1 protein-coding gene (only partly in view) is annotated in these 13,238 nt (G+C 68.4%); it reads left to right on the plus strand.

Going from position 1 to position 13,238, the window contains the following annotated elements:
* Positions 1 to 13,238: the 5' portion of a type I polyketide synthase gene (locus LIV37_RS41285; protein ID WP_121823892.1), read on the plus strand. The gene runs 12,451 nt beyond the window's last position; 13,238 of the gene's 25,689 nt are visible here — the first part of the coding sequence; the start codon lies at positions 1 to 3; its stop codon lies off the right edge, out of view.

Below are 13,238 nucleotides of genomic sequence, written 5' to 3' on the forward strand. Positions count from 1 at the left end.
ATGTCACGCGCGGAACTGGTACGGCCTATTTATGATCTGCTTCGCGCGAATGCTGAACGGCTCGGCGACAAAATAGCGTACGTGGACTCGCGGCTCGCACTGACGCATGCCGAACTGGCCACGCGGACCGGACGGATCGCCGGGCACCTGGTGGACATGGGTGTGGACCGGGGCGACCGGGTCGCGATCCTGCTGGGGAACCGCGTCGAGAACATCGAAAGCTATCTGGCGATCGCCCGGGCCAGCGCGGTTGCCGTACCGCTCAACCCGGACGCGACCGAGGCCGAGGTCGCCCACTTCCTGTCGGACAGCGGCGCCGTAGCCGTCATCACCGACTCCGCTCATCTCGACGATGTGCGTCGCACGGCCCCCGCAGCGACCATCGTTCTGGTGGGCGAGGAACGAACTCCCCCAGGAGTACGGTCATTCGCCGAGCTGGCCACCACCGAGCCCCTCCGGCCGCCACGCGACGACCTGGGGCTCGATGAACCAGCCTGGATGCTCTACACCTCCGGCACCACGGGCACCCCGAAGGGCGTCCTGTCGACCCAGGGCAGCGGCCTCTGGTCCGCGGCGTATTGCGATATCCCCGCCTGGGAGCTGACCGAGAACGACGTTCTGCTCTGGCCCGCGCCGCTGTTCCACAGCCTCGCCCTCCACCTGTGTCTCTTGGCCACCACCGCCGTCGGCGCCACTGCGCGGATCATGAACGGCTTTGTGGCGAGCGAGGTGCTCGAAGAGCTCACGGAGCATCGGTGCACCGTGCTCGTCGGCGTGCCGACGATGTTCCGCTATCTCCTGGGAGCCGCCGACACGTTCGAACCACGGACGTCGTCGCTGAAAATGGGCCTGGTCGCCGGCTCCGTCGCGCCGGCTTCCCTCATCGAGGGCTTCGAGGACGTCTTCGGCGTACCGCTGCTCGACACCTACGGCTGCACCGAGACCAGCGGATCCCTCACCGTCAACTGGCTCAGCGGGCAACGGATCCCCGGTTCGTGCGGCCTCCCCGTCCCGGGGCTGTCCCTGCGCTTCGTCGATCCCATCAGCGGCGCCGACGTCGCGGACGGCGAAGAGGGCGAACTGTGGGCCAGCGGACCGAGCATCATGATCGGCTACCACGAGCAGCCCGAAGCCACGGCAGAGGTGCTTTCGGACGGGTGGTACCGCACCGGTGACCTGGCCCGCCGCAGCGAGACGGGACACGTCACCATCACCGGCCGGATCAAGGAACTCATCATCCGCGGTGGTGAGAACATCCACCCGCACGAGATCGAGGCAGTGGCGCTCGACGTGCCCGGGGTCAAGGATGCGGCAGCGGCAGGCAAGCAGCACCCCGTACTCGGCGAGATTCCCGTGCTGTACGTCGTGCCGGAAACGGGCGGTGTCGACACTGACATGGTGCTCGCCGTGTGCCGCGAACGGTTGTCGTACTTCAAGGTGCCAGAGGAGATCTACCGGGTCGACGCCATCCCGCGGACCGCGTCCGGCAAGGTGAAGCGCTCCTCCCTCACGGAGAAACCGGCCGAATTGCTCGCCGGAGCGAGCGGCGGCGAAACCCTGCACCGGCTGGAGTGGATTCCCCTCGACCCGCCGAAACAGGCCTCCCCGGACGGCCGCCATGTGGTCGTACGCGTCGACTCCCTGCCGTCCGACGCCGCCGACCTGGCCGGCGCGGTCCGCGATCTCGCGCAGTCCTGGCTCGCCGACAAGCGGCGTGCCGATTCGACACTCGTCTTCGTCACCCGCCGTGCCGTGCACACTGGTCCCTCCGACCTCCCGGTCCCCGAGCACGCAGCGGCGTGGGACGCGATCCGCCGGGAACAGACGGAGAACCCCGGCGTCTTCGTCGTCATCGACGTCGACTTCGACGATGCCGACCCCGACCCCGACGACACCCTCCTGCGGGCCCTCGCCGGGCTCGGAGAACCACAGCTCGCGCTGCGCGACGGTAATCCGCTCGTCCCGCGACTGGCCCACGCGAACACCGCGGACAGCGACTCGCTCACGATCCCCGAGGACCGTGCGTGGCTGCTGGAGCACTCCCGCAGCGGAACCCTGCGAGACCTCGCCCTGGTACCCGCCGATACCGCTGAGCGGCCCTTGCGCCCCGGCGAGGTGCGGATAGCCGTGCGCGCCGCGGGTCTGAACTTCCGGGATGTTCTCATCGCTCTGGGCACGTACCCAGGTGAGGGACTGATGGGAGGTGAGGCCGCGGGCGTGGTGCTCGAGGTCGGCCCGGAAGTACACGACCTGACCCCGGGAGACCGGGTCTTCGGGCTCGTGGGAAGTGCGTTCGGGGCGGTCGCGATCACCGATCGCCGTCTGCTCGGTGCGATACCCGATACGTGGTCCTTCGCGACGGCGGCGTCCATCCCCATCGTGTTCGCCACCGCCTACTACGGGCTCGTGGACCTGGCCGGGCTGAGTGCGGGTGAGTCCGTGCTGATCCACGCCGCGGCGGGTGGCGTGGGCATGGCAGCGACCCAGATCGCCCGCCACCTCGGCGCGCGGATCCACGCGACCGCCAGCGCGGGCAAGCAGCACATCCTGCGTGAGGCGGGCCTGGAGGACACCCGGATCGCGGACTCCCGCACACTCGCATTCCGGGAAGCGTTCCTGAACACCACCGACGGCCAGGGTGTCGACGTCGTCCTCAACTCTCTCAGCGGTGACTTCGTCGATGCTTCGCTCGACCTGCTGCCCCGCGGTGGCCGGTTCCTGGAAATGGGCAAGACCGACATCCGCGACGCGGACCGGATCACCGCGGACCGGCCTGGTACCACCTATCAAGCGTTCGACCTCCTGGACGCCGGCCCGGACCGGCTGCGGGAAATCATCGCCGAGCTGCTCGAACTGTTCGCACAGGGCGTGCTGCGGCCGCTGCCCGTACTGACCTGGGATATCCGCAAGGCCCGCGACGCGTTCAGCTGGATGAGCCGCGCCCGCCACACCGGCAAGATCACCTTCACCATTCCCCGGCGACTCGACCCCGACGGTACGGTCCTGATCGCCGACGGAGCAGGCGCCCTGACGGGAACCGTCGCCCGGCATCTGGTGGCCGAACAGGGCGTGCGTCATCTGCTGCTGCTGTCCCGCAGCACCCCGGACGAAGCACTGATCAACGAGCTGATCGAGTCGGGCGCCCGGGTCGACACGGCGGTCTGTGACGTGTCGGATCGTGCCGGGCTGGTGCGGACACTGGCCGGGATAGCACCGGAACGCCCTCTCACCGCAGTGATCCACACCGGCGGTCCCGCCGTTGCCCACGAGAGCCACCAGCTGCACCGCCTCACGAAAGGCCTCGACCTCGCCGCCTTCGTCGTCTTCAGCCAAGACGCGCCCGCCTCCGTGGACGCCCTCGCCCGGCGCCGCCGCGCCGAAGGCCTGCCGATCACGGCGATCGCCTGGGGCATACCCGAAGCCGAAGCGGTCGTGGTCAGGGGACCCCTGCTGGGCCGCGCGATGGCTTCCGCCGACTCGGCGCACATCGTCACCCGTCTGAACACCGTCGGTCTGCGAGCACTGGCCGCGGCCGACACGCTTCCCCCGCTCCTCCAGAACTTGGTCGGTGCGCACACCGACACCACCGAACAGCAGGCATGGTCGCGGCAGTTCCTAGCCGCGGAGGCTGCCAGAGAACAGGCGTTGCGCGATCTCGTCCGCAGCAGCGTCACGGACATCCTGGGCCTCTCCGCGGCCGATCGGTACGCCCCTGACAAGACGTTCCGCGAGATGGGCATCGACTCGCTGACCTCGGTGGAACTGCGCAACAGCCTGGCCAAGGCAACGGGTCTGCGGCTGCCAGCCACGTTGGTGTTCGACTATCCGACCCCGGCCGTGCTCGTCGTCCGGTTGGGGGAGTTGTTCACGGGCGAGAGCCCCGCCCCGGAGCGCGCGGTGTCGGCGGTGGGGCAAGGCGAGCCGTTGGCGATCGTGGGTATGGCGTGCCGTCTGCCGGGCGGTGTGTCGTCGCCGGAGGATCTGTGGCGCTTGGTCGAGTCGGGTACGGACGCGATTTCCGGTTTTCCCACCGACCGTGGCTGGGACGTCGACGGCCTGTTCGATCCGGACCCGGACGCGTCCGGGAAGTCGTACTGCGTGCAGGGTGGCTTCCTGGACACCGCGGCCGGCTTCGATGCCTCGTTCTTCGGGATCAGCCCGCGTGAGGCGTTGGCGATGGATCCGCAGCAGCGGCTGGTGCTGGAGGTGTCCTGGGAGGCGTTCGAGCGGGCCGGTATCGAGCCCGGCTCCGTGCGAGGCAGCGACACCGGTGTCTTCATGGGCGGTTTCCCCGGCGGCTACGGCGCCGGCGCCGACCTTGAGGGTTTCGGCGCGACCGCTGGTGCGGCGAGTGTCTTGTCCGGCCGGGTGTCGTATTTCTTCGGCCTCGAAGGCCCCGCCATCACGGTGGACACGGCCTGCTCGTCATCGCTGGTGGCGTTGCACCAGGCGGGGTATGCCCTGCGGCAGGGTGAGTGCTCGCTGGCCCTGGTCGGCGGTGTCACGGTGATGGCTACGCCGCAAAGTTTCGTGGAGTTCTCCCGCCAGCGCGGCCTGTCAGCCGATGGCCGGTGTAAAGCCTTCGCCGACGCCGCGGATGGCACGGGGTGGGCCGAGGGCGTCGGCGTGCTTCTGGTGGAGCGCTTGTCGGATGCTCAGGCCAAGGGCCACCAGGTGTTGGCGGTGGTGCGGGGCTCGGCTGTGAACCAGGACGGTGCGTCGAACGGTCTGTCCGCGCCGAACGGTCCTTCGCAGCAGCGGGTGATCCGGGCCGCTCTCAGCAACGCCGGTCTGGCGCCGCACGAGGTGGATGTGGTCGAGGCGCACGGCACGGGTACGACGCTGGGTGACCCGATCGAGGCCCAGGCGGTGATCGCCACTTACGGCCAGGACCGTGAGCAGCCTGTGTTGCTGGGGTCGTTGAAGTCGAACATTGGTCATGCGCAGGCCGCGGCGGGTGTGTCGGGTGTCATCAAGATGGTGATGGCGCTGCGGCACGGTTTCGTGCCGCGCACACTGCATGTGGATGAGCCGTCGCGGCATGTGGACTGGTCGGCGGGCGCGGTTGAGCTGGTGGCGGAGAACCGGTCCTGGCCCGCCACCGGTCGGCCGCGCCGGGCGGGTGTGTCGGCCTTCGGGGTCAGCGGTACGAACGCCCACGTCATCCTGGAGGGTGCACCGGCACAGTCCGTGGACGACGCGGCCGGCTCAACACCCGTAGTGGATTCGGAGCTGGTGCCGTTGGTGGTGTCGGCGAAGTCGTTGCCTGCTCTGGCCGAGGTCGAGGGCCGGTTGCGTGCGTATCTGGCGGCGTCGCCCGGGGCGGATGTGCGGGCTGTGGGGTCGACGCTGGCGGTGACGCGGTCGCTGTTCGAGCACCGTGCCGTGCTGCTGGGGGATGACAGCGTCACCGGCACCGGCACCGCTGTGTCTGATCCTCGGGTGGTGTTTGTTTTCCCGGGTCAGGGGTGGCAGTGGCTGGGGATGGGCAGTGCGCTGCGCACTTCGTCGATGGTGTTCGCCGAGCGGATGGCCGAGTGTGCGGCGGCGTTGAGTGAGTTCGTGGACTGGGATCTGTTCGCCGTGCTGGATGATCCGGCGGTGGTGGCCCGGGTTGATGTGGTTCAGCCTGCTTCGTGGGCGGTGATGGTTTCGCTGGCCGCGGTGTGGCAGGCGGCCGGTGTGCGGCCGGATGCGGTGGTCGGTCATTCGCAGGGTGAGATCGCCGCGGCGTGTGTGGCGGGTGCGGTGTCGTTGCGGGATGCGGCGCGGGTTGTGACGTTGCGCAGTCAGGTGATCGCGCGGGGGCTGGCGGGCCGGGGTGCGATGGCATCGGTTGCGTTGCCCGCGCAGGATGTCGAGCTGGTCGACGGGGCGTGGGTCGCGGCTCGTAATGGTCCCGCGTCTACGGTGGTTGCGGGTGCGCCGGAGGCGGTGGACCGTGTGCTGGCGGTTCATGAGGCGCGGGGGGTGCGGGTGCGGCGGATCGCCGTTGACTACGCCTCGCACACCCCGCACGTCGAGCTGATCCGTGACGAGCTGCTGGGTGTCATCGCCGGTGTTGATTCGCGGGCTCCGGTGGTGCCGTGGCTGTCGACGGTGGATGGGACGTGGGTCGAAGGCCCCTTGGACGCGGAGTACTGGTACCGGAACTTGCGTGAGCCGGTGGGTTTCGAGCCCGCCGCCGGCCAGTTGCAGGCCCAGGGTGACACCGTGTTCGTGGAGGTCAGCGCCAGCCCGGTGTTGTTGCAGGCGATGGACGACGATGTCGTCACGGTTGCCACGCTGCGTCGTGACGACGGGGACGCCACCCGGATGCTCACCGCCCTGGCGCAGGCATATGTCGAGGGCGTGACTGTCGACTGGCCTGCGGTGCTGGGTACCACCGCAGCCCGGGTGCTGGACCTTCCGACGTACGCGTTCCAGCACCAGCGGTACTGGCTCAAGGGCGTGGACCGGGCGGCTGCCGATGGTCATCCACTGCTGGGCACGGTAGTGGCGCTGCCCGGCTCCGATGGTGTGGTGCTGACCGGGCGGGTGTCGCTGGCCACGCATGCGTGGCTGGCCGATCACGCGGTGCGGGGCAGTGTGCTGCTGCCCGGGACCGCATTTGTTGAGCTGGTCGTCCGCGCCGCCGGCGAGGTGGGGTGTGACGTTGTCGATGAGCTGGTGATCGAAACCCCGCTCCTGCTGCCGCAGACTGGCGGTGTGCAAATGTCCGTATCGGTCGCCGAGGCCGACGAGTCCGGGCACCGCGCGGTGATGGTCTTCTCCCAGGCGGACAACACCGATACGTGGACCCGGCACGTCACGGCGACAGTCAGCACCTCTGACTCGACGGTCTCGCAGCCGGAGTTCGCTGCTTGGCCCCCCGCAGGGGCAGAGCCGCTTGACCTTAGTGATTTCTACGACCAGCTGACTGGGGCCGGTTACGAGTACGGTCCCGCGTTCCAGGGGCTGCGGACTGCGTGGCGCGACGGCAACACCGTCTTCGCCGAGGTTGCTCTGGCTGAGGAGCAGGCGCAGGAGGCGGCACGGTTCGCGGTGCATCCGGCGCTGTTGGACGCCGCCCTCCACGCCAGCAATTTGAGCACACTCGACACCGCCGAGCAGGGTGTGCGGCTGCCGTTCTCCTGGAACCAGGTTTGGGTCCACGCCACAGGGCCGGTGATGCTGCGTGTCGCGATAACACGAACAGCGGACGGCTGGAGTGTGCTGGTCGCTGACGACAGTGGCCGGCCAGTGGCTAGCGTCGGTTCGCTCGTGACACGGGTGGTGACGGCCGACGCGCTTGGTTCCGCTGCCGATGAGCTGCTCGCCCTGACGTGGATGGAGATCCCGGCTCCTCAGGGGACCGGTCTGACGGTCGGCCGGTTCGAGGATCTGGTGTCGGGTGGTGATGTGCCGGTGCCCGAGGTGGTGGTGTTCACCGCACTTCCCGGCAGCAGCGAGACTCCGCTGGACCCGCTGGACCCGCTGGCACAGACTCGCACGTTGACCGCCCAGGTTCTCCAGGCAGTTCAGGCATGGCTGGCCGGGGAAGGCTTCACGAACAGCACGCTGGTCGTGCGGACCGGTACCGGTTTGGCCGCCGCCGGGGTGTCGGGGTTGATGCGTTCGGTCCAGTCGGAGCATCCGGGCCGGTTCGTTCTGGTGGAATGCGACGACGACACCCTCACCCCGGACCAGTTGGCGGCGACTGTCGGATTGGACGAGCCGCGGCTGCGGGTCTGCGACGGCCGGTTCGAGGTACCGCGGCTGGCGCGGGCGAATACGCCGGAAAGCAGCCCGCTGACGATCCCCGACAGTCGTGCCTGGCTGTTGGAACAACCCCGCAGCGGAACCTTGCGGGACCTCGCTCTGGTACCCACCGACACCGCCGAACGGCCCCTGCAATCCGGTGAAGTACGAGTAGACGTACGCGCCGCAGGACTCAACTTCCGCGACGTCGTCGTGGCCCTCGGCATGGTTGACGACAAACGCCTGGCAGGCGGTGAGGCTGCGGGCGTGGTGCTCGAGGTCGGTCCGGAGGTCCAGGATCTGGCCCCGGGAGACCGAGTGTTCGGTCTTGTGGGCGGTGGGTTCGGGGCGGTCGCGATCGCTGATCGCCGAATGCTGGGTGTGATTCCTGACGGGTGGTCGTTCACTACGGCGGCGTCCGTCCCGGTTGTGTTCGCCACCGCGTACTACGGGCTGGTGGATCTGGCCGGGCTGAGTGCGGGTGAGTCCGTGCTGATCCACGCCGCCGCGGGTGGTGTCGGCATGGCAGCCACCCAGATCGCCCGCCACCTCGGCGCGCGGATCTACGCGACCGCCAGCACCGGGAAACAACACATCCTGCGCGAAGCCGGTCTCGAAGACACCCACATCGCCGACTCCCGCACACTGAGTTTCCAGGAAACCTTCCTCAACAACACACACGGCCAGGGCGTCGATGTCGTCCTGAACTCCCTCAGCGGTGACTTCGTCGACGCCTCCCTCGACCTGCTGCCCCGCGGCGGCCGGTTCATCGAGATGGGCAAGACCGACATCCGTGACCCGCACCAGGTCACCGCCGACCGGCCGGGCACCACCTACCAGGCCTTCGACCTGATGGACGCCGGCCCGGACCGGCTACGGGAAATCATCACCGAACTCCTCACCCTGTTCACGCAAGGCGTCCTACTGCCCCTGCCGGTGCAGGCCTGGGACATCCGCCAGGCCCGCGATGCGTTCAGCTGGATGAGCCGCGCCCGCCACATCGGCAAGATCGTCCTCACCATCCCCCGCCGGCCGGACCCCGACGGCACCATCCTGATCACCGGCGGCTCCGGCGTCCTGGCAGGCATCCTCGCCCGCCACCTGGCAGCCGAACACGGTGCACGTCACCTCCTGCTGCTGTCCCGCACCACCCCCGACCAAGCACTGATCAAGGAGCTTGCCGAGCTGGGCGCCCACGTCGACACAGCCACCTGCGACGTGTCGGACCGTGCCGGGCTGGCGCGCGTACTGGCGGGCGTATCACCCGAACACCCCCTGACCGCCGTGATCCACACCGCCGGCGCACTCGACGACGGCGTCGTGGAATCCCTCACCACACAACAGCTCGACACGGTGCTACGGCCCAAGGCCGACGGCGCCTGGCACCTACACGAACTCACCCAGAACACCGACCTGGCGGCGTTCGTCATGTATTCCTCGGCTGCTGGTGTGCTCGGTAGTGCGGGGCAGGGTAATTATGCGGCGGCCAATGCGTTCGTGGATGCGCTGGCTGAGCAGCGTCGTGGTGAGGGGCTGCCCGCGCTGGCGGTGGCGTGGGGTCTGTGGGAGGACACCAGTGGTCTGACCGCGAAGATGACCGATACGGACCGTGACCGGATCCGGCGTGGTGGCCTGCGGGCGATCTCCGCGGGCCGGGGGATGGGCTTGCTCGATGCCGCGTCACGTCATGGTGAGCCGGTGCTGCTCGCTGCGTCGATGGAGCCTGTGCGTGATGTCGAGGTTCCGGCGCTGCTGCGTTTGTTGCATCGTCCGGTTGCCCGGCGGGCTGCTTCTACCGGTGATTCGTCGGTGCAGTGGCTGGCCCGGTTGGCGCCGGTGGAGCGGGAGAAGGCGCTGCTGAAGCTGGTGTGTGATGGCGCCGCGACGGTTCTGGGACATGCCGACGCCAGCACGATTCCGGCGACTGGTGCGTTCAGGGATCTGGGCGTGGATTCGCTGACGGCGGTGGAGCTGCGGAACGGTCTGGCGAAGGCGACAGGGTTGCGGTTGCCCGCCACGTTGGTGTTCGACTACCCGACCCCGGCCGCTTTGGCTGCGCGGTTGGAGGAGCTGTTCACCGGCGAGAACCCTGCACCGGTACGTACGTCGGTGTCGGTGGTGGCGCAGGACGAGCCGTTGGCGATTGTGGGTATGGCGTGCCGTTTGCCGGGTGGGGTGTCGTCGCCTGAGGATCTGTGGCGTCTTCTGGAGTCGGGTACGGACGCGGTCTCCGGATTCCCCACCGATCGTGGCTGGGATGTGGAGAATCTGTTCGGCCCCGCAGTCGGCAACTCCTATCGCTTGCAGGGTGGCTTCCTGGATGCCGCGGCTGGTTTCGATGCCTCGTTCTTCGGGATCAGTCCGCGTGAGGCGTTGGCGATGGATCCGCAGCAGCGGTTGGTGCTGGAGGTGTCCTGGGAGGCGTTTGAGCGGGCCGGGATCAAGCCCGGTTCCGTACGCGGAACTGATACCGGTGTTTTCATGGGTGCGTACCCCGGTGGCTACGGCATCGGTGCCGACCTCGGCGGCTTCGGGACAACTGCCGGTGCGGTGAGTGTCCTGTCGGGTCGGGTGTCGTATTTCTTCGGATTTGAGGGCCCGGCGTTCACGGTCGACACGGCGTGTTCGTCGTCGTTGGTGGCGTTGCATCAGGCGGGGTATGCCCTGCGGCAGGGTGAGTGTTCGCTGGCCCTGGTCGGTGGTGTCACTGTGATGGCCACGCCGCAGACTTTCGTGGAGTTCGCTCGTCAGGGTGGCCTGGCCGGTGACGGTCGCAGTAAGGCGTTCGCGGACAGTGCGGACGGCGCCGGCTTCTCCGAGGGCGTCGGTGTGCTGTTGGTGGAGCGGCTTTCCGATGCCCGTCGTAACGGTCACCAGGTGCTTGCGGTGGTGCGGGGATCGGCGGTCAATCAGGACGGTGCGTCGAACGGTCTGACCGCGCCGAATGGTCCTTCGCAGCAGCGGGTGATCCGGGCCGCTCTCAGCAACGCGGGTCTGAGTACGGCTGAGGTGGATGTGGTCGAGGCGCACGGCACGGGTACGACGCTGGGTGACCCGATCGAGGCCCAGGCGTTGATGGCGACCTATGGCCAGGATCGTGAGCAGCCGTTGCTGCTGGGTTCGGTGAAGTCGAATCTGGGTCATACGCAGGCTGCTGCGGGTGTGTCGGGTGTCATCAAGATGGTGATGGCGCTGCAGCGCGGTTTCGTGCCGCGTACGTTGCATGTGGATGAGCCGTCACGGCATGTGGACTGGTCGGCGGGCGCGGTGCAGCTCGTGACGGAGAACCAGCCCTGGCCCGGCACCGACCGGCCTCGCCGGGCAGGTGTGTCGTCCTTCGGGATCAGTGGCACCAACGCCCACGTCATCCTGGAAAGCGCACTCCCCACACAGCCTGCGGGCAACACAGTGGTCGAGTCGGCACCGGAGTGGGTGCCGTTGGTGATTTCGGCGAGGACCCAGTCGGCACTGGCTGAATACGAGGGCCGGTTGCGTGCGTATCTGGCGGCGTCGCCCGGGGCGGATACGCGGGCTGTGGCATCGACGCTGGCGATGACACGGTCGGTGTTCGAGTACCGGGCCGTACTCATTGGAGATGACACCGTCACCGGTACCGCGGCGACCGATCCGCGGGTGGTGTTCGTCTTCCCGGGTCAGGGGTCGCAGCGTGCTGGTATGGGTGAGGAACTGGCCGCCGCGTTCCCCGTCTTCGCGCGGATCCATCAGCAGGTGTGGGATCTGCTGGATGTGCCCGATCTCGATGTGAATGAGACCGGGTATGCCCAGCCGGCCCTGTTCGCTTTGCAGGTGGCTCTGTTCGGGTTGCTGGAATCGTGGGGTGTACGGCCGGATGCGGTGGTCGGTCACTCTGTCGGTGAGCTCGCCGCCGGATACGTCTCCGGGTTGTGGTCGTTGGAGGATGCCTGCACTTTGGTGTCGGCGCGGGCTCGTCTGATGCAGGCTCTGCCTGCGGGTGGGGTGATGGTCGCTGTCCCGGTCTCGGAGGATGAGGCTCGGGCCGTGCTGGGTGAGGGTGTGGAGATCGCCGCGGTCAACGGGCCGTCGTCGGTGGTTCTCTCCGGTGATGAGGCCGCCGTGCTGCAGGCCGCGGAGGGGCTGGGGAAGTGGACGCGGCTGGCGACCAGTCACGCGTTCCATTCCGCCCGTATGGAACCGATGCTGGAGGAGTTCCGGGCGGTCGCTGAAGGCCTGACCTACCGGACGCCGCAGGTCGCCATGGCCGCTGGTGATCAGGTGATGACCGCTGAGTACTGGGTGCGGCAGGTCCGGGACACGGTCCGGTTCGGCGAGCAGGTGGCCTCGTTCGAGGATGCGGTGTTCGTCGAGCTGGGTGCCGACCGGTCACTGGCCCGCCTGGTCGATGGCATCGCGATGCTGCACGGTGACCATGAGGCGCAGGCCGCTGTCGGTGCCCTGGCTCACCTGTACGTGAACGGCGTGAGTGTCGAGTGGTCCGCGGTGCTGGGTGATGTCCCGGTAACCCGGGTGCTGGATCTTCCGACGTACGCCTTCCAGCACCAGCGGTACTGGCTTGAGGGCACGGACCGGGCGACTGCGGGTGGTCATCCGTTGCTGGGTTCGGTGGTGCGGCTGGCCGAGGCCAGTGGGGTGTTGTTCACTGCCCGGGTTTCCCGGAGCGGTGATCTGTGGCTGCGGGACCAGACGGTTCTGCCCGCGACGGTGTTCGTGGAGATGGCGCTGGCAGCGGCGGACGAGGTCGGCTGCGGTCTGGTTGAGGATCTGAGTGTGGAAGCGTTGCTGCTGCTTCCCGATGATGGCGCCGTCGAGGTACAGACCTGGGTGGGCGAACCGGATGAGGGCGGTCGGCGCCGGCTCAGTGTCCACGCCCGTTACGGTGACGGCGAGCCCTGGACCTGCTTGGCCACCGCAACCCTGGCCACCACTACGGGTGTGGCCGCTGCCGCGGTCGGCTGGCAGGCCGGTGGGGTGTGGCCGCCGGCCGGTGCGGTCCCGGTCGGGACATCGGCACCCTCACTGCGGGCGGTGTGGCGCCTGGGCAGCGACATCTTCGCCGAGGTGGCCCTGGACGATGCCCATGATGCCACCAGGTTTGTGCTTCATCCCGGCCTGATGGCCGCCGCGCTCACCACCGTAGGCGAGGAGACTCCCGCCGTGTGGCAGGGCCTGACCCTGCACGCCGGCAATCCCGGCGAGCTGCGCGTCCGCCTCACCTCACACGATGACGGCACCCTGTCGGCAGAGGCCACCGACAGCACAGGCCTCCCCGTCCTGACCGCCCGCTCGCTCACCCTGCGCACCGTCCCCGTATACGAACCGGCCACCAGCACCGACGACCTGCTCACCCTGACCTGGGCAGGAATCCCCACCCCCCAGCAGACCGGCCTGACGGTGGGTGCGTTTGAAGACCTGGCGGCGGACGGCGATGTGCCGGTACCCGAGGTGGCGGTCTTCACCGCACTCCCCGACAGCGACGATCCGCTGGAGCAAACACGAAA

Origin of the sequence: Streptomyces rapamycinicus NRRL 5491 (assembly GCF_024298965.1) — a bacterium.
In the GTDB taxonomy this organism is placed as follows: domain Bacteria; phylum Actinomycetota; class Actinomycetes; order Streptomycetales; family Streptomycetaceae; genus Streptomyces; species Streptomyces rapamycinicus.